The sequence below is a fragment of the Ruegeria sp. CDSA221 genome, from assembly GCF_059611825.1.
This window is the reverse complement of the sequence record NZ_JBXWPK010000011.1, coordinates 12,623-30,847: the sequence shown is the minus strand read 5'-3', so window position 1 is coordinate 30,847 and position 18,225 is coordinate 12,623. Positions and strand designations below refer to the sequence as shown.

At 53.3% G+C, this 18,225-nt stretch carries 22 protein-coding genes; 10 read left to right on the top strand and 12 right to left on the bottom strand.

Annotation, left to right across the window (positions count from 1 at the left end):
- Positions 1 to 74: 74 nt before the first annotated feature.
- The 6 genes from AC2FJ5_RS15740 to dctP all read right to left on the bottom strand — a co-directional run bounded on the left by AC2FJ5_RS15740 (position 75) and on the right by dctP (position 6,675).
- Positions 75 to 1,241, bottom strand: a complete 1,167-nt coding sequence (locus AC2FJ5_RS15740; RefSeq protein ID WP_496793939.1) for a M24 family metallopeptidase — start codon at positions 1,239 to 1,241, stop codon at positions 75 to 77.
- A gap of 343 nt (positions 1,242 to 1,584) precedes the next feature.
- Entirely contained in the window at positions 1,585 to 2,373 is a 789-nt protein-coding gene (locus AC2FJ5_RS15735) for a carbon-nitrogen hydrolase family protein (protein WP_496793937.1), read from the bottom strand.
- A 3-nt stretch (positions 2,374 to 2,376) separates the two neighbouring features.
- The gene (locus AC2FJ5_RS15730) at positions 2,377 to 3,534 is read right to left on the bottom strand and encodes a M24 family metallopeptidase (protein WP_496793936.1); all 1,158 of its coding nucleotides are present in this window, start codon (positions 3,532 to 3,534) and stop codon (positions 2,377 to 2,379) included.
- 164 nt (positions 3,535 to 3,698) lie between these two features.
- Positions 3,699 to 4,994, bottom strand: coding sequence for a TRAP transporter large permease (locus tag AC2FJ5_RS15725; RefSeq protein ID WP_496793935.1), 1,296 nt, complete (start codon positions 4,992 to 4,994; stop codon positions 3,699 to 3,701).
- Position 4,995: 1 nt separating this feature from the next.
- Entirely contained in the window at positions 4,996 to 5,607 is a 612-nt protein-coding gene (locus tag AC2FJ5_RS15720) for a TRAP transporter small permease (RefSeq protein ID WP_496793933.1), read from the bottom strand.
- Between the two features lie 63 nt (positions 5,608 to 5,670).
- A complete protein-coding gene (dctP, locus tag AC2FJ5_RS15715; protein WP_496793932.1) occupies positions 5,671 to 6,675 on the bottom strand; it encodes a TRAP transporter substrate-binding protein DctP in 1,005 nt (334 codons plus the stop codon).
- A 148-nt stretch (positions 6,676 to 6,823) separates the two neighbouring features.
- Between dctP and AC2FJ5_RS15710 the strand changes: the two genes are divergently transcribed.
- The 6 genes from AC2FJ5_RS15710 to AC2FJ5_RS15685 all read left to right on the top strand — a co-directional run bounded on the left by AC2FJ5_RS15710 (position 6,824) and on the right by AC2FJ5_RS15685 (position 10,263).
- On the top strand, positions 6,824 to 7,582 hold the full coding sequence (locus AC2FJ5_RS15710; RefSeq protein WP_496793931.1) for a maleate cis-trans isomerase family protein: 759 nt from the start codon (positions 6,824 to 6,826) through the stop codon (positions 7,580 to 7,582).
- 76 nt (positions 7,583 to 7,658) lie between these two features.
- Entirely contained in the window at positions 7,659 to 8,369 is a 711-nt protein-coding gene (locus AC2FJ5_RS15705; protein WP_496793930.1) for a GntR family transcriptional regulator, read from the top strand.
- Between the two features lie 519 nt (positions 8,370 to 8,888).
- Positions 8,889 to 9,446 (top strand): hypothetical protein, encoded by a 558-nt coding sequence (locus AC2FJ5_RS15700; protein WP_496793928.1) that lies wholly within the window; start codon positions 8,889 to 8,891, stop codon positions 9,444 to 9,446.
- A 62-nt stretch (positions 9,447 to 9,508) separates the two neighbouring features.
- Positions 9,509 to 9,796: a hypothetical protein gene (locus AC2FJ5_RS15695; protein ID WP_496793927.1), complete on the top strand. Its 288-nt coding sequence runs from the start codon at positions 9,509 to 9,511 to the stop codon at positions 9,794 to 9,796.
- Between the two features lie 41 nt (positions 9,797 to 9,837).
- Positions 9,838 to 10,086, top strand: a complete 249-nt coding sequence (locus AC2FJ5_RS15690) for a hypothetical protein (RefSeq protein WP_496793926.1) — start codon at positions 9,838 to 9,840, stop codon at positions 10,084 to 10,086.
- Entirely contained in the window at positions 10,087 to 10,263 is a 177-nt protein-coding gene (locus AC2FJ5_RS15685; RefSeq protein WP_496793925.1) for a hypothetical protein, read from the top strand. It abuts the gene before it with no gap.
- A gap of 634 nt (positions 10,264 to 10,897) precedes the next feature.
- Here AC2FJ5_RS15685 and AC2FJ5_RS15680 read toward each other — a convergent pair.
- Positions 10,898 to 11,179 carry a hypothetical protein gene (locus AC2FJ5_RS15680; RefSeq protein WP_496793924.1) on the bottom strand — a complete coding sequence of 94 codons (282 nt, stop codon included), beginning with the start codon at positions 11,177 to 11,179 and terminating at the stop codon, positions 10,898 to 10,900.
- A gap of 181 nt (positions 11,180 to 11,360) precedes the next feature.
- Here AC2FJ5_RS15680 and AC2FJ5_RS15675 point away from each other — a divergent pair, with 181 nt between their 5' ends.
- From AC2FJ5_RS15675 to AC2FJ5_RS15660, 4 genes are all read left to right on the top strand, one after another.
- Complete coding sequence (locus AC2FJ5_RS15675) at positions 11,361 to 11,780, top strand: hypothetical protein (protein WP_496793923.1); 420 nt, start codon at positions 11,361 to 11,363, stop codon at positions 11,778 to 11,780.
- Positions 11,781 to 11,815: 35 nt separating this feature from the next.
- Positions 11,816 to 13,630, top strand: a complete 1,815-nt coding sequence (locus AC2FJ5_RS15670; protein WP_496793921.1) for a relaxase/mobilization nuclease domain-containing protein — start codon at positions 11,816 to 11,818, stop codon at positions 13,628 to 13,630.
- A gap of 87 nt (positions 13,631 to 13,717) precedes the next feature.
- A complete protein-coding gene (locus AC2FJ5_RS15665; RefSeq protein ID WP_496793920.1) occupies positions 13,718 to 14,755 on the top strand; it encodes a hypothetical protein in 1,038 nt (345 codons plus the stop codon).
- A gap of 15 nt (positions 14,756 to 14,770) precedes the next feature.
- Entirely contained in the window at positions 14,771 to 15,064 is a 294-nt protein-coding gene (locus AC2FJ5_RS15660; protein ID WP_496793919.1) for a hypothetical protein, read from the top strand.
- 216 nt (positions 15,065 to 15,280) lie between these two features.
- On the opposite strand, the gene AC2FJ5_RS15655 is transcribed toward AC2FJ5_RS15660, so the two are convergent.
- The 5 genes from AC2FJ5_RS15655 to AC2FJ5_RS15635 form a co-directional block, all read right to left on the bottom strand.
- Complete coding sequence (locus AC2FJ5_RS15655; protein ID WP_496793917.1) at positions 15,281 to 15,634, bottom strand: hypothetical protein; 354 nt, start codon at positions 15,632 to 15,634, stop codon at positions 15,281 to 15,283.
- Complete coding sequence (locus AC2FJ5_RS15650; protein WP_496793916.1) at positions 15,634 to 15,831, bottom strand: YqaE/Pmp3 family membrane protein; 198 nt, start codon at positions 15,829 to 15,831, stop codon at positions 15,634 to 15,636. The genes AC2FJ5_RS15655 and AC2FJ5_RS15650 overlap by 1 nt, the downstream gene beginning before the upstream one ends.
- An 80-nt stretch (positions 15,832 to 15,911) precedes the next feature.
- The gene (locus tag AC2FJ5_RS15645) at positions 15,912 to 17,804 is read right to left on the bottom strand and encodes a type IV secretory system conjugative DNA transfer family protein (protein ID WP_496793915.1); all 1,893 of its coding nucleotides are present in this window, start codon (positions 17,802 to 17,804) and stop codon (positions 15,912 to 15,914) included.
- The gene (locus tag AC2FJ5_RS15640) at positions 17,801 to 18,061 is read right to left on the bottom strand and encodes a hypothetical protein (RefSeq protein ID WP_496793913.1); all 261 of its coding nucleotides are present in this window, start codon (positions 18,059 to 18,061) and stop codon (positions 17,801 to 17,803) included. The genes AC2FJ5_RS15645 and AC2FJ5_RS15640 overlap by 4 nt, the downstream gene beginning before the upstream one ends.
- A complete protein-coding gene (locus AC2FJ5_RS15635) occupies positions 18,054 to 18,215 on the bottom strand; it encodes a hypothetical protein (protein ID WP_496793912.1) in 162 nt (53 codons plus the stop codon). Before AC2FJ5_RS15635 ends, AC2FJ5_RS15640 begins: the two co-directional genes overlap by 8 nt.
- Positions 18,216 to 18,225: the final 10 nt, after the last annotated feature.

Genomic DNA, 18,225 nt, shown 5'->3' with positions numbered 1-18,225 from the left:
GACAAAGCTGCCTTTGGGAATTTGCTCAGATAGCGATCTGCTGACCGGATCCCAGTTCTTTGCTTTTTCTTACGCTAATTTCTAATTATCGGTTCGCGGGGCGCATGGGTGATAATTTCTGGTGCGTTTGAAGTAACGATCGCGGTTTCCCCAACCGCCATAGATAGACCGGTTTCACGGTCATTCAGGATCATGTGTGTGAAGAATGTCATGTTCTCTTCGAGCACAAGGGGATTGCCCTTAAAGATCAAGGGTTGTTCCATCCATGTTGGTGGCCACATTGCACCCATCGTGTATCCAGCAACGGTAAGCACAGAATCATGTTCTCCGCGGTCTTCAAGAACGGTTTTGTAGGTATCGAATAACTCTCCAACAGTTCTGCCGGGGCGCAGGATCGCTTGAACGGCGTCCAACGCCACCACGGATGTCTCGTGCATCTTAAGGTGCCGGTCCCGTATTTCGGGGCCAGTTAACACGACCCCCATGCATGCGACATGGTAATGTCGGTACGCGAGCCCAAGTTCGAGTGTAACCTGATCGTTCTTGCCCACATGTTTGCGTCCGCTTGTATAGCGCAGGTTCAGCGCTGAATCTCCGCTTCCAAAGGGTGGGATGTGGGCTGGTAAGTCTGCATCATGTCGAAAAAGTGTGTCATAAAACGTGGCATAGATATCGCCTTCGAACGCGCCTGGGTATGTTGCATCGATCACTTTTTTCATGACCGTGTCCATTACTTCGCCCGCTTTACGGAAATAGCTTAGTTCTTTCGGGCTTTTGACCAATCGTAGTTCTCTGATGAAATCGGGTGCCACCGAAAGCTCACACCAACCCTCCAGCTTTTCCTGGGTTTCAAGAAACAACCGCGGTGTCAGTCCCATGGTATCCACTTGGATGCCGATCCTTTTGCCCTCCATACCCAGTGCGCCCAACATGTCGCGGATGTGATCGGCACGGGATAATCCGTCTCCATCGGGTGAAATTCGCACATCTTCGCAAATTGAAGAATAAGAGAGATTTCCCAAATCAGCGGGCCTGGCCAGATGGGTCAAAGACCCGTCTGTGCCAATATACATGCATCCAAAAATACAAAACCCGTCGGTCTCATAGCCGCTCAACCAATACATATCTTCTATTTTGAAAAGCAAAAGACCGTCTAGACCAAGCTCTTGCAATCTTGTCCGGGTTCTTTGCTGGCGCTGAGAGAATTCCTCTCGGGTGAAGTGAATATAGGGTTTGGGCATGGTTCCACCAATTCTATTCAAGGCCATTATGTGTGGCGTAATCGGAGTGAATGTACATCAGGTGGAAGCAATGGCAACTTGTACATATGTGGCGATAAATAGTTTGTGGGAGCCGGGTATTTAATATCTCATTGTCCTGAAGATTGGTCTATAATGGGATGTACCGGCTACTTCTCCATGTTGCAGAAATAGGCCAAGCCTAACCTGCTGGGTGAAGCAGCCGGTACATCCCATTATTAACGAATGCTGCACTACTCGTAAACTGCGGCAAAGCGCGTTATTCGGACATTGGTAATGAGACTGTTGTCGTGGGCCGCAAAACTTAATGTGCATAGTGTTCCAGTCAAACCCAGGGTAATTTTTGCCTGTCCTTGTGGTACGGCAACCGGTCTTGGGCTGCGGCAACAGCAGACTTATCAATAGGCGAATACAAAAACTCAGATCCACTACCCGCGCGTGCCAGATCAGAGCCGTTTGGAGAAATGACACAGCTGCCTCCGAAGAAGTCCATGCCATTCTCATGCCCAGAGGAATTTGCATAGCAAACATATACGCCATTCTCAAAAGCGCGCGTTGGTACGACTTTTTCAGACACTACGCCCCATTGCGCGCCCAGTGCGGTGGGGACAGCCACCAGATCTGCGCCTTGCAAGGCGACATGGCGTAGATTCTCGGGGAATTCGACATCGTAACAAACCAGAATTCCTATTTTGAATTCTCCGAGGGTGAACAAGTCGCAACCATAACCGGGGGCAAAGTGGTCACCCTCAAAGCCGGGGGGAAGCAGAAGTTTCCGGTGATGCCCGATGACTCGCCCATTTTTGGCGATGCACTGGGCGCTGTTATATAATGCGTCAACCTGACGCTCGGAATATCCATACAAAATCGCCGTGCTATGTCTCTTGGCCAGGTCGGCTACGGCTATGGCGAAGGGGCCGTCAGAAGGTTCCGCATGTTCGGCCACCTTGTTTCCGATATGATAGCCACTCTGGAAAAGCTCGGGTAAAACAACCAGGTCGCATGGCTGATTAGCATGTTCCTCCAAAGTTTGCGTCAACCATGTCAGACGCGCCTGCGGACCATTCAGGTCCGCAGGGCTTTGAACCACTGCAACATTGAGCGTTCCGGACATCAATTACCCTTTGCTGAGCAAGATTTCGCGAGGGTACTGAGTGATGTAATCGGCACCCGTTTCGGTGACAACAATAGAGTCGCCGATCCGACCGGCTGTCACACCGTCAACTGAAATCCCGCCATCGACGGCAAAGGTCATACCCGGCTGCAAAATGGTCTTGTCGCCCTCTTTAAGCTCCGGAGCTTCCAGATAGGCCACACCGATGGAGCGTCCCGTTCTGTAGCCTGTCTCATAGCCACGCTCACGATAAACCTCGTTGGCTGCAGCGGCGACATCCTCGGCTAAAACACCCGGGCGTATTGCAGCAATGGCCGCTTGCTGGGCTTCGATCGCAGCCAGTTGCACCTTGCGGTCTTCGTCTTTGACGTCACCGATGTGGAACATCCGGTCAAAGCCAAGTTTATACTGTTTGAACTGGGCCATGTTGCAGAAACAGAAATAGACCGGATCGAATTTTTCCAAGGTCTTTACACTTGCCCGACGGTGCACCATCGAGGCATCCTTGCCGCTTTGCATGATTTGCAGATTGTGGATCATCGGTGAAACAAATCGGTCCCAACCTTTAGCGGTCAAAAAGTCTGCGGCCTTGCGCGATCCGGCATCGATCACGGCCAGAGCAGATTCAAATTCGCGCCCACCTTCACGCAGGCTGCCATGCGCCGCTGCCATCATGGCCCCGGCGATCTGGCCGGCCTCTTTCATCACTCCGATTTCAAACGGCGTTTTGATCGTGCGCATTGCGCCGAGAACCGGCGAAATGTCATTCAATGCAACATCGGGATAGGTTTCATCCAGATGATTGCGGACAATGGCCGGAACAGAACCTTTTTCGATCCAGATTTCGGACGGATTGTCGCCCAAGGCTCCGGCAAGGGCACGACCCCAGGTGCGTTGGCCGATATCTTCCCAGACCCGAACATCTTCTACCCAGGTCATTTCGCCGACCATTTCCGATTCCATCAATGGGGTGATAACAATCGGTGCATCATCCGCATCGACTACCAGCATGCTGGGGCGGCCAAATTCAATGCCGAGATAACCCCAGAACCCGGCCAGATAGGCCATCGAGCTTTCGTCCGTAAAGACAGCTTTCTGAATGCCCTTTTCTTTCATTCGGGCCTGAAGGTTTTGGGTGCGCACTTTTGCTTCTGCGAGCATGAGAGGTCTCCTTTTGTGAGAGTTTTGTTTGTGAATGCAGAACGGATTTTCTTGTTAACGAAGGTACGTTGGCAGGTATGGAAGCTAGCTCTGTAAAGCTGTCAGCACCAAACTGCCTGGAAAAGAGCCCCCGCCCAAAGGCGGGGACAGTTCAGGAAGGATAATTACCCAAGCAGGCTTGGTAGGAACAAAGCGACCGGTGGAACGAAGGTCACAATGAACACCATCGGTAGATGGCCGAACACCAAGAATTTCATTGTTGGCCCGACGTAGGTCGACAGCGGTTGCTTGGTCACCCCACCCGCCATGTAAAGCAGCGGTGCGCAAGGTGGCGAGATATTCCCGAGACCGAGGTTGGTGCCAACGATTGCTGCAAAGTGAATCGGATCCAGCCCAATTTTTTGTGTAACAGGCAACAGGATGATTGCAGCCAGGACACCACCAGACACATCGTCAATAATCATTCCCATGATCAGAAGCAGCAGGTTGATCAGCAACAAAATGACAATCTTGTTTTCCGATATGGATAGCAGGATGTCAGCGAATTGGGTTGGAACCTTTGCCAAAACCATCCCACGGCTCATGATGAACAGAAAAAACAGAACCATGATGATTGCACCAGTCAGACGTGCAGCCTCAACTGTCGAATTGAACAGATTGTCAAAGGGCAAAGTACGGAAGATCAGAACCCCGACGATCAGCGTATAGACCAACGCAACAGCGCCCGCTTCAGTTGGGGTTGCGATACCGCTGTAGATGCCGCCAAGAACGATGACCGGCATGATAATCGCAAGACTGGCGCGTTTGCCGGTTTTGGCGATGTCGCACAAGGTATCACGAGGCGACATAGGCTCCTCCACAGTGATGTTGTTATTCTTGCGCAAAAACCAGAAGTTCAACACACAGTATATCAGCGCCAACATGATCCCCGGGCCCATCGTCGCCAGAAAGCACTTTGCCACCGATTCGCGGATCGCAATCGCGAAAACAATCATTGGAATACTGGGTGGGATCATAAGGGCCAAAACCGAAGACACAGCTACAAGCGCGGTTGCGTGACCAGGCGGGTAGCCTTCCTTGATCATACGCGGGACCATAATCTTGCCGATGGCCGCAATCGCAGCGGAGGCTGAGCCAGAAATTGCGCCAAACATCGCGCAGGTCAGTACAGTTACGGCACCCAGGCCGCCTTTGAACCGCCCGACAAACGAGTTCACGAAATCCAGAAGTCGCTCAGATATGCCGGAAGCGCCCATCAGCGTGCCCGACAAGATGAACAGTGGAATTGCGAGGAGAGAGAACGCGCTGACTTGTGTATAGCCAAAGCCAGTGTGGAAAGAGACGTCCGTACCAAGCAGATACCCATATGCCAAGGCACCCACGCCGAAGGCAAATCCAACCGGAACTTCGATCAACAACAGGAGGACGACAAGGAGAATTGCAACAAAGAAGAATGTCATGTCATTCGCCCCCTTTTCCGGTGAAAAGCGCCCGCGCTTCCAAGAAGATTTGAAGCGTCAGATAGAAGACCATCAAACACAAGCCGAAGATCATGCTTAGATCCCAAAGGTATTTGGGCAGGCGCATGTAAGAGCTCTTGCGGTTCACCTGAATGTTGAAAGACGCAAAGTCGATGCCGTACTTCAAAAAAAACACCAAAGCGATCAAGCAGATAACTGAACCCAAAAGGCGCAAACTCAACAACACCTGTCGGTTTTGCGTTAGCAGCGTCATTACGCCGCCTTCAATGTGATCGCGTTCACGTGAGCTATAAGCCATCCCGATGAAATAGATCCAGACAGCCAGCATGGGTGCCATTTCTTCCATTCCCAGAAAAGGTAGCGAAATCACGTATCGCATGAAAACCTGAGCAGCCATCAACAAGCCAAGGGCAATCATCGCTACAAACATGATGACACGCATCAGCCAGGCCAGTTTGGCCTCGAAATTGTATAACCACCCCAATGAGCGATAAACGGGCGCACCGCTATTATTGTGAATCGGAACCGGGATTATCGGTTCAGGTACAGTGATGTCACTCAAGCTGTCAGTGTGCAAAATCTCTTTTGACATATCTTCCCCTCCCAGAGAACAAAAGTGCGCGCAGGATGGCTCCTGCGCGCACAATGCGAATGCCTACTCGATCCCGGCAGCTGCCTTGATTTGACCCATCACCTCAGCACCAAGGATGCCTTCCATGTACGGATATTCAACGGCAACGACTTTCTCGCGGTATGCCGCAAGTTGTTCTGGCGTCAGTTCGATGACCTCGATCCCAGCTTCCTCAATTTGTGCAAACCATTTTGGGCTTTCAGATTCAGCGTTCTCCCAGGCCCATGTTGTTGCTTCGTCAGCCGCAGTGCGAACCCAGCCCTGCTGTTCTTCGCTCAAGCCTTCAAACCATTGTTTGTTGGCTGTCCAGAACGTGTGTTCGAAGTTCTCGCGCGTGAACACATAAGCACTGAGAACGTCTTTGAAGAGCAACACTTCAGAGGGTGGGGAATATGCACGGCCATCGATCGCCCCGGTTTGCAGAGCTGTGTGCACTTCGGAGAATGCCATTGGGACGGCTGAAAACCCGGTGGCCTGATAGCGTTCGATTGCCATCGGCATACCCGGAACGCGCATTTTGAAGCCTTCTGCATCTTCTGGGAAATTCACTGGCGTATCAACGCCGTTGCGAACGACAAAGCCGGTAAAGTCAGTTGGGATTGTACCGAGCAGCACCATATTCAGATCACTCATGATACCGTTATAGACATCCATCATCACCGAACCCGGGCCATAGATTTCTCGGCCGGATTCCCAATCATTCGCAACGTATCCGAGTACGGATACATCCCAACGTGGATCAAGCTCAGAGTGGTTCCACGACATGGTCATTTGAACAGCGCCTTGCGCGACCTGCTCGACGATGGAGGTCCAATCTCCAAGGTCACCACCAGGATGGTAGTCAACCGTCATCGAGCCGCCGGATAGTTCGTCGAGACGGGCCGAAAACTGCTCCGACACTGAATGAAAAATATGTTGCGTGTCCATTACGTGGCCAAGAATGATCTCTTCTGCCTGAACTGCTGGCGCTGTCGAAAGTGATAGTCCCAGCACGACTGCGCTGGTCTTTAATAGGGTATTCAAATGCATGAAGGCTCCTCCCATGGTGACGCATTTTCGGGCATTTTCCGTTTCGTGACTCGATTCGGATTGCACCACGTAACTCATAAGCTGTATACACCTAAAGAGTCAAACGGCAACAATAGATTCGAACAAAGGATGTTTAGCGCTTATGTGTATGCAGCTTGGGGAAAATTTACTCGAAGAAGAACTTTTCGATGAGGGCCGCCATGCGCGCGCTAAAATCGGCTTTGTTCTCCTCGCCACAGAACAAACCATCGAAGACGATATGTTTACCTTGCGCCCTGATGGCATAGGGGTGCATTTCGCGAGGGCAGCGATACCCGACTCCATTACAGTTGAATCCCTTACATGCCACGCAGATGACCTGGCACGCGCTGCTGAGACGATCCTTCCTGATGGAAGCTTGGATGTGATTTGCTATGCCTGCACATCTGGAAGTCTTGTAATCGGTGAGGAGAAAGTGTTTGCCGAACTGCGCAAAGGGGCGCCAAATGCCAAGACTACGTCACTTATTACTGCTGTTCTCAATGCATTGCGTGCCGTTGGTGCAAAACGCGTAGCGGTTGCAACCCCCTACCTTGATGAGATCAACCGACAGGAAGCCGATTACATGGCCGCTGCCGGATTTGAAATTACCAACATTCGGGGTCTGAACCTGGAAAAAGACAGCGATATGATCCGGGTGCGGCCGGAGATTCTGTCAGAGTTTGCAGCCGCAGTTGATACACCGGACGCCGATGCATTGTTCATCAGCTGCGGAGCGCTGCGGTCGTTGGAAATCGTAGACCAGCTGGAGCGGAAGGTCGGGAAACCTGTCATATGCTCAAACCAGGCCATGATGTGGGATGTTCTGCGCCGCGCTGGAATCAATGATAGGATTGAAGGATTCGGCATACTGTTGCGAGACCATTGATGAGGCACTTCACCGAGGGCCTTCTAATTGCAGCTGAAATTTACTAATGATACCGATGATTTTGTTGGGGGTAGAAATGGAAGCGCTGGAAATTGATCAGGACCCGGCAGACGTGAATGAGCCAAGGTCGTCGGTAGAGGCTATGCAGTCTGAAATCATCCGGCGCATCTGCTTTCGAGACTACCCACCTGGAAGCCAGTTAAAAGAAGCAAAACTGGCGAAGGAATTCGGGGTTAGTCGCACACCGGTGCGTGACGCCATCAGCCGGATCAATCATTTGGGATTGGTGGAGACCCGTAACGGTGTTGGCACCGTGGTTATTGAACTCTCAGATGAACAAATCCGACATGTCTATGAAATGCGTCTTCACTTGGCGACTTTGATCGGAGCAATGTCCCCGAAACCGATAGCCAACGAGGACAGAGCCCAGGTTGCAGAGTTGTTGGCCGAGGCCATTGCGTTGAGGGAGAACTTTTCACCGAGGCGATATGTGGAATTGAATCATAAGTTGCACAATCTTGTTACCGATCTGATCGGAAACTCGCTACTGAGAACCTTCTGGCAGCAAGCTTATTACCAAGCTGCCAGTACCTGGTACCGTATAGCCACCCTGGCCGAGACAGATGCTGCATCCGGCCTTGTGCTAGAACTATACGACTTGAAAGACGCTATTCAACAAGGTGATCCATCTGCGGTTGGCTTCGTGCAACGCATTCACATTGGGTATGGATTTCAGCGGATCGAAGAGCATCTGCTGATGGCAAGTGCCGATTGCAGAGACCCATAATGGAGCGATTGAGGCACAAACTTGTAGTGAGCCGCAAACCGCCAACACCGGACATAAGTGAAAACGCAGCGAAAGTTCAATTTATCCGCAACCTGTGAATCTGTTGCTTCAAAATTGCCGCGCGGCGGGCGAATGGCCGGAAACGACGCTGCGCCGCATCGTGGAAATTTACGCTTGCGCAGAATACTCGGTGCTGCGAGCGCACGCAGCGAGAATATCCAATTCACAGGTTGGGCTCCTTGCCGACATTCTCTGCGACGCGCCCGAGCTGGTGCATTGAGCCCTGAGCTGTCATTGATCACACTTCAGCCCTTTGCAAGTGCGGCACATCGCTAACCGCACTTACCGGGCGTTCAGGACCAGGTGATGTATGGCAGGTGATGCGGGAAGAGTGTGGGTTCGCTTGTCATCCAACTCATTACAGGATCTGGGCCGCGCGGACATTCATGCGGCGCGCGTCGAAATCTTGCGGAGAAGCGTATCTATGTCCCGGCTACCCCCTGAATCGGAGCAGAGACCATGCAAACTGAAATCGTCAACACACCCGCACACGAGCGTTTCAACAACTTGCCGATAGGCGACAAGCTGGACCAATTCGAATGGTTCGAAATTATGCCCTGCCGCAATGATGAAAGCGAAGGCTGCGCCGTCCAGTGCAAAGCCGGAGAAGTCGAGTTTTGGAGCATTCACGGCCGGAAGAACGAAGGCACCGAGGACGAGCCTGAGTTTCTGGCAACCGCTGTTCATGACGCATGGGATGTAAATGCGATTGTTAAGATCGCGCGCCAGATCGCCATGGAAACCGGAAAGGGCTTTCTGGCCGGTGACATCGCCTTTGGACAGTTTCCCCGGCAGAACGGCCAGCTCGTGCCAGTGGTCGAATTCACTGAGATTGCCGAGGATCTGACATTCGCCATCCACGAAGCCAACGAAGGCGAGATCCCAGACGAGGACCAGCGCGTCGATGATTTTGACAATCATCCGCTGGCCGATTTGCGCGAGGCGTTTGTCGATTACTCCGACTATTCGGGTTCTGATCAACTCGACCCTTATCAGCCCGAAGCCACCACCCACTGAAACCTTATAAAGCCGGGAGGCCGCTAAAGCGGCCCCCGCCCTTTGCCCGATGGAGAGCAGAAATGCAGCAGCTTGATTTGATACCGATGGCACCGACCGAGAAAGGAACACCAGGCGCAAGCTGGTGGGCCGGTGCCTGGGAATGCCGAAATCATGACGGATTTTTTCAAACCCGAGAGCAGGGGCGGGGACCGTGGAAATTCGTGATCTACGGATTTGGTGCCGACGATGTTTCTGTCTACGGCGTCAACCCGTTTGGCGAACTGATCCACCAACGCGTGCAAATCGACGGGCAGGACCGCATCACCATTCTTGGCCGGAAATATGGCCGGGATAACTGGCAACACTAAGCCGGGCGAAGCCCGAAAACTGAAACCGAAAGGACTGCCAAATGTTTGCCCATTGTTTCCGTTCTGGACACATTGAGCTTTCTGAGCATCCCGACATCGAGGGAGGGATTTGTATTGGCGAGGGGACCGAGGACGAGCTGACCCGCAAGCTGGATGGACGCGCCCGCATGTCATGGAATGACACATGGTTAGTCCCCGGAGTGCCGGCGGCTGAAACCGGGGATGAGGCGCTCGATGCCACCATTCTGTTCAAGTCTCGGATGGTCGAAGCGCTGCCAGAGGCCGGGTAGGTGCGCCGCCAGTTCACCTTGCCGGGTCTCGATCAGACCCGCCGAACGCGACGCGTTTTGATGCACGCGGCTGATGTAGGTCAGGCCCCCGGTATGATGCCCGGATGGCGAACCGCCAAGGGGGGCATTTCAAATGCGGTCAATGCGGCCATGACGCCGGATGGTGTTTTGACATGACCGATACTGAAATCCGGCGGGGCATTCCGTGCCCGGTCTGCAACCACCAAAAGGAGGATTCCGATGCTTGAGAAATGTGTTCATCACACCATCGACGTTGCTGTTGCCGGTGCCCTTTTGATGGCCGCCGTATCAGCGTTTTACTAGCACGCCGAACAGCGCGCCACTATCGAGGTTTGGAAGTCTGACCGCGCCGCCCGACTGACCGTCGCGCGGGACTGATCACGTCCCGTCAGGGCCTTCTGCTTTTTCTATCATCGGCCATCCTAGCGAGGCCTGGATAGCCTGCGCCACATCGGTTGTGCAGGGCCAGCCCGTCCTTTTCTCGGTCGCAGGTTTTGGCGATGATCTTGAGCGCGGAGGGCAGCGGCGTGTCAGCGCCGACCAGCTCAATGAACCGCTTTTTCGGGTACTGCCCATACCGCCCGCAGGTCTTGCAGTTGATCCGGACCACTTCAAACGGATAATCCCAAGCCCTCACAACGTACAACCCCCGGTAGTGCAGTTTTCACGCGGTCTGAAAAACTTCAACTCTTCCATTCTCAGCATCTATCCCACGGGTCCGTTCAGAGCCAGCGTTAAGGTTGGTCGCTCGGTTCTCGCTCGCGCCACCCAACGCGAAGCCGTGCGTCTGTCACTCTGCCGAGATCCCGACCGCGACACCCTGACCTGTGCTGCGATAGCCGGTCAGCTCGACGGGCCGCACGGCTGCAGCCCTGCCGAAGTGTTGGCGCACTGACCTTACCGGCAGAGCTGATGCCAACCCATCGGCACCCGCCGCCAAAGCGTCGGGAAGTTGAGCGCGCCCAGGCGCGCGGAAAATGCAGATCGCATTTAACGTGCCGGAAAGTGACGGGCGCTGTTCGGGCAGCCCACGCGTTGCGTGATTGCCCTGCGCAAGTCCACCGGCACCCACGCCTGTTTAAGGAAAAGGGGCGGAACCCTTTTCCCGGCGTGGAAATTGACTCCTAGAGCAAAGTTGCTCCGATCACGATTTGAGAAAATACGTATTTCTAAAATCCCATCGGTTTACTCTAGGAGATTATGACAGGATAAGGTGGTTGTAATACAAAATGCCTTTTGCTATTTTCTGAGACATGAGCAAGACCAGCGACACCACCGTCTTTTCCGTTCGGCTAAGGTCTGATGCCTTAGCGAAACTCGACGTTGCTTGGAGGTCTCTGGGATTGCGAAGCCGTAACCAGGTCGTCCATCGTCTCATCTATCGACTGATCGGCTACCTCGATCCGGACCCTGCATTAGTGGATCTGTGGCAGAAGCATCTGCGCCAGATCCAAGGCGGATATACCAACCTCAACCAGCTCGCTAAGTCCGCGAAACGCGGCACCGTGATCTGGACCGACGATGACCGTCAAGATGTGGAAAACCTGCACCGCGCAATCATCGAGCACCGGCGCGATCTGAAAGCACTGATCGTTGCGGCCCGTGCGAACCGTCAGCCTGACTCGGCTATTCGACGTCTGCTAAAGGATGACAGTTGGGAGACTGATCAATGACCATGGCGGCGAGAGATTTGACTGCCGGGGACCTGATGGAACTCGCATTCCGTGATGCTCAAAAAGGTGCTGATCGATCTAAGCAAATCAATCACCAGTTGCAGACTGCCAAGCGGATGAAGTTCATGGTTTCGCGGGGTTCATCCGTCAAAGCGCGGCTTGGCGCTGTGGTTGGAAAGCCCGAGGCAGTTGTGAAGAACGTCCGCAAGGGTGGGGTGAAAAACGCTCAGGAACTTCGCCGCCAGATCAATTATCTGACCGTTAGGGCAGAGGGGGTTTTGGACATTCGAGAGAACGGCGTGACCCCGATGAATGCCGAGGAAATCTCGGATTTGATCGAAGAATGGGACACGGGTTTCACGGGCAAAACGAACTTTGGTTACACTCGTCATATGATCGTATCCTTTCCTGAAGGCACCTATCCGGACGCCGCACATCAGGCCGGTTTGGAGTTCGCTGACCGCATGTTTGGAAGTGGTGATTTTGGCGATAAGTGGGACTATCTGACGGTGTTCCACAACGACACAGATAACCCCCATGTCCACATCGTTGTCAACAACCGTGGCGTCGAGCATGGGCAGTTGCTCGCCATGGGAATGAGTAGCGAAATGAATATCGACGTGCAGCGGTCTATCCAGGCCGAGGTCGCCGAGGAATACGGAATCGAGCTGACTGCGACCACGCGCCTTGAGCGCGGTTTGCGGCAGGAAGTCGAGACAGACACTTGGAAAGTTCAGGCCGGTATGTCGGTTGTTGAAAGCACCCCGGAAGTCGAAGTTACGGCCCGTGACAGGGCTGCGGATGTAATGACTTTATCCATCGCAAGAATGTCCGATCTGTTTGATGAGCGCGCCAACGCCATCAGCGAAAAGATCGAAGAGTTTGCCATCAAGCTCATTGAAGGAGAAGAACCTATGGTATCGAGAATGGAACATCTACTGGATCAGGCCCATCATTTTGATGACTACGGTGAGCCGGGAGGCCCCGAATACAAGTCGCCTGAGCTGATGCACGAGCTGCGTCAGCACATCGCATTAGGCGGCAATGAGGAAACAATCAGCCCCGATCTGAAGGCCCGTGTAATCCAGCATATTGACGATCACCAACATATCGCGGAGAGCGGTGGAACCCTCTCGGCGATGGCTGATATTGTCGATCATAAAGACTATCAATCGTCCGAAGACTACTCGCCGCCAGCAGTTCGCTATGACGCCTACATGCGCGATACGCTGGGCGAGGATGCCAGTGACAATTGGTCTAAGAAGTCTGCCGATATTCTGCAGTCCATCGAAAAAATGGAAGGACTGGCGCGCGAGGTCGAAGATCCAAACTTGCGCGTTTCAATGGATATTCAGATAGGTGAGCTGAAAGGCGACGTTGCGAATATGCGGCCCAACGATCCTGACCTTCAAGCCTTCATCATGGAGGACAGGCGTTACTCAACGCTGATGGACACCGCTGAAATGGATACCTTGGATTATCCGCAAGCCGAGCAATGGGTTGAGATCCGCAGGGAAGTCACTGACACGGCCAGCAGCTACGGCCTAGATGGCGAGGCGTTTGTTGCTCGTTTTGGCAACCATCACAACGTCACATTAGGAACAACTATGGAATGGCGTAGCGACGATATTTCGACCGCAGCGGCCCACTTCCAGGCTCAAGGTTTGCCGGACAGCCAGGACCGTGCCGAGGCCGTTGTCGATGAGCTGCACCAAATAGCCTCTACCAAGATCATCGCAATTTCTGAGGAACTTTCGGACGTTCACGCCCATGCAACGCACCCGCTCTTGCAAGGGCGCGGCGACGATACCGGTCATGGCTTGGAGGACGATGACGGACACAGCTTATAAGGATTACACCCGGTCTGCCTGATGCGCGCGCCAACGCCATCTGCAGGACCATCACAGAGTTATCCATCAACTCGAAAAGGAAAAACTATGGTTTCGCGTACAGACTATCTTTTGAACGAAGTCGAACACTTCGCACCCTATGCCAAGTTCGACCAATCCGCGCCCCGAGAAGATCGCGTTTCTGAGCAGATCGACATCATCACGAAAGAGCAACGGAGTATGGGGTATGACAATGCCGCCATCGGTGGCCGACTGGATGACATCGAGGACCAGGCCAACCGCCGTGTTGACGAACACACCGCCCAAGCTGATCTGGTCGAGGAATTGAAAATCGAACTGGAAGCCGCCGAGAGGTCAGGGGAATCAGTTGACCAGGGCGACATGCAGGCTTTGGTTTCCCGTCATATGACCGACGCGCAGGAATACGATCTGTACCATCCATATTATTCGTCGCTCGCGGATCTGAGTGGTGACAAAGGTTTTCAGGATTCCGACGACTACCAGTCACCGGGTGATCGCTATGTGCAATACATGCAATCAGCTTTGGGGCTCGCCGGTTTTGAGAACTACGAACAACAGACCAAGGACATCGTAAACTCCATCGACAACATGGAGGCTCTTGCCCGCGAGGTCGAAGATCCGCACTTACGTGCCGCCATGGACGTGCAGATCGGCGAGTTAAAGGGCGATGTTGCAGAATTGCGCCCATACGATACTGACCTGCAGGCATACGCTGTTACTGATGACAGTTACACCACATCCATGAATGCGGCCGAGTTGGATAACCTGGACCCGTCCGAGGCCGAAAAATGGCTGGCTGTGCGTGATGACATTGTGGCGACCGCCAACAGCTTCGGTCTCGACGGAAACAAGTTCCTGGCCCGCTACAACGATCATGACAGCGTTTCAGTCGGCACAACGGCGACTTGGAAAGACGCGGATATTTCCACCGCTGCTGCCCACTTCAACAGCCAAGGCGTTCCGGACAGCTACGAGCGCGCCGAGGCCGTTGTCGGTGAGCTGCACCAAGTTTCATCCAGCAAGATTGCCGCTGTTGTGCATGAGATTGCTCATACCCGCGAACAGGCCGCCCACGTTCATGAAGATGATGGTCACAGCCTTTAACCACGGAGGCGAATGATGTTGGCAACAAATCAAAACCATTGTGCAGTGCCTTCAACTGCACAGCTTGCGTCGATGATGGGGCATAACAACCCGCCCCCTGAGAAGGTCATCAAGCCGTCGCCCGACAGTGTTTTCGGGCTTCGGGCTGCATGGCTTCGGTTCGCGGAAAAGAGGGAGTTAGTTCGTCTTGCTAAGCTGCACGTTCGGATCGAGCGGAAAGAGCAAGCTCTGAAGGATCTGCGAGCCGAGCGCACCAAGATCATGAGCAGGTGTATCCGTAGAATGCGCCGAGCATCTGGTAAGAACTGAAGGCATCGAGCCACGATTCAAAAAGGCCACCTTCGGGTGGCCCTTTTTCTGTTTAGCCCAAACTTGAACTGATTTTGCGGCCTTCCAGCTCCGATAGCTCAAGCTGCTTGATAAGCCGCCTCCACTCTCGTCCGGCCTCTGTCCATGCTCCCAGGGACCACATAGACGGCAATTTTCTTTCCAGTTCACGCCAATCTTGATAGGACCCAACATAAGTCAGGCTTGGGCTGTCCGGATGCACGGAACACTGCCACCGCCCACGTTCACTCGTTTGATAGACCTCAAGGTAGTTTGGCTCTGGTGCCCACCATCAGTTCGTAGCCGAACAGGCAGCGTCGTCTCAAAATTCAAGCGGATCTGCGTGCTGATCGTGCCTTTCGCAATGCCCCAGCCATCATAAATAAAGTGCGGAAATGCATCATGGCTTGTTTTGATAGTATCGGTGCCTCGAATAATTCGATCTTCAAGGATACTGCGGGCGCACTCAAAACTGGTGTAGTGCGCAATCTCGTGCTTTGGGTTTTCTTCTATTTTCTCAAACCAATCCGGTTTGCTGTTCACTCCGAACATCAATCGCCCAGCCTGTTCGCCGCAGCCTTGATCTTCTTGTCTGTGTTGTACTGGCTCAGCGAGTACACAGCCCAAATAGCGGCTGGAATCCAGCCAATGAGCGTCAATTGCAGGAGCAGGCAGAAAAAGCCCTGAAATGGGCGATTGATCGTGAAGAACACCACAAACGGCAGCAAAATCGCGAGTATCAATCTCATCTGAAAAAACCTTCTGATAGTTAGACCGCTATGTTCTCACAAACATGGTTAAACGCAGATTTACTTAAACAGCACCCCCGTCAAGCGGAGGCGCTACTTTCAGGCTGTTTGGCTCTCATTTTCTCCACCGCCATGTCTTTTGCGGACCGGCTTTTTCGTTTTGCAACGGTGCGCTGCGCATCAAAAGCAGCCTGAAGTTCCTGATCTTTTTCCGAAACCTCTTTCACCGGGGCAGGGGCCGGTTTCGCATCAGCCAGCGCCTTTGCCGTGTCCCTGGCTTGCTCTACAGCCAGATCGAGGTGTGTGCCTTTGATCTTCGGACTTTCGCCGCCCAAGAACTGCATGAAATAGGGATCTTCAAAGTACCTGATCTTGTTTGCAATCACCGGCATCTTACCCTCGCGGATCAGCACAACTTCATTTTCAGGCAATCGGCCAACGTGTTCAGGCCGGAGCAGGCGAATGCCTTCCTCGCGTTCCGATATGCTGCCCATTTCCATTTTGCCGAGCGCCCGAGACTTCGATTTGCTCATTACTGTTTTGTCACCGATGGATCTGGACACGTGTTCGCGTACCTCTGAATCTTCGGACGCCGCAAACATTTGCGTCCCGGCGTTTGCCAGCATCGCCCGTACACCTTCATGCCCATAGATATCCTGCAGGCGTGACAGCGTTTGCGAAATCACGATGATACGGCCCCCGAACGATCGCATCGTGTCGTAAGCCTCCACGACGCGCTCAAGGTGGCCGAGGCGCTGAAACTCATCGAGCAGGATCAGAACCTTGAACGGTTCATCGTCGCCCGGCTCAACGGTTTCGATTGTGTTCACCAGATCGAGGAAGAACAGGCGAATGAGTGTCCGGAACTCTTTGACCTTTTTCCCCGGCACAGAAAAGTAGATCGAGGTGGGGCGCCGACGCAGATCCTCAAAGTTGATGTCATTGCCTTGCGTCGCTCTTGCCACAGACGGGTTGCGCCAGAGCTGAAGGCCGGAGTTGTTCATAACCGAAATCGTTGACCGGAGGATTTTGGATTCTTCGGCTGCAAGATTCAGGAACTCATCTGCTGCCCGGGCATAACCTACTTCTTCAGCCATTTTCTCGTAATCCTTTTGCTTGGTCGTTTTGACCAGGCGCAGGATCTCGGAAATGTACGGACGGTCCCGCTTGATCGCCAACATCGCCATGGCGCAGAACATGCCTTCGACGCCACCCAAGAAGCCCTGGGCGGATGAGCTGGGCGTGTCGAACATCTGTGTTGCAACCTGAATCACTTCTTCCCAACGCCGGTCCAGGTTGTCTGCGCGAGCTGCGCGGCGCAGCGGGTTATAGCTGTGGCTTTTTTCGGGGTTCTCTGGGTCGAACACAAAGACCTCATCGCCCATTGCCGCCCGCCGTGCGCCGGTCGCTTGAAATATTTCGCCCTTGATGTCGAGAACAACGCAGGAGCCGTTGAACCGCAGAATATTGGGGATCACAAAACCGCTGGTTTTACCCGAGCCAGACGGTGCAATGAACATCGCATGTGGTTTCTGTACGCTTGGACCGGGCTTATAGAAGATCGCGTTTTTCTCTTTTGGTGGCCCGAATTTGGCAAAGACGATTTCGCTGTCCAATTGTGATTTCAACTTCAGAGGTGCCGCGTATCCTTCTGTGACGAGCTGAGGCGCTTTCGCAAAAACCGCATCGCCGTATTTAGTCGACGGGCCGCGCAGTGTAGCGGCCACAAATGCAAATGTCAGAACGCAGACGGTCACAACGGCCACAAGCCCGATGACCTGTTGTTCTTCTGCAGGTCGTGCCATGAACTTTTCCGGTATCGCCCAGATGTCCAGCCCCCGGAAGCCTTTCGTGTTGAGGTATTCGATGACCAGGCCGACCACCAACACTGCGCAAGCCGAAGTAGCGACAAAGCCCATTGTGCCGGCTATCGCTACCTTCTTGCCTTTTGGAAGATCCTGAAACTCACTCATTCGTCTTCACCCTTTTCAATAAGATCATCTGGTTCAAAGCCGTGTTTCCGTAGGATGCGCCGCACTCCTATGGATGTGCCTTCGCAGATAGTCGCTATTGAGATTGCAAGCATTAAGCCAAACCCTGCCAATTGAGGGCCACCGAAAGATGCGGCCCCAATCCCAACAATTGCGCCGACACCTAACGCGCAGAATGAAAGAATGCGCAGCGACTTGGCGAATAGAGCAAGCCTATAGGCTACGTCTTCATCAGCCATCGGCCCGCTCCCGCTTGAAAAAGCACCGGACGCCCGAATCCACGCCGACGACACCAACCATTTCCCAGCCGTCTTCCCCTAACTGCGCAAATTGATCACCTGAATTTCCCCCGATGGTCATCATCAATACGACCCGATACTCGAATTTCTTCACCTCGATTCTC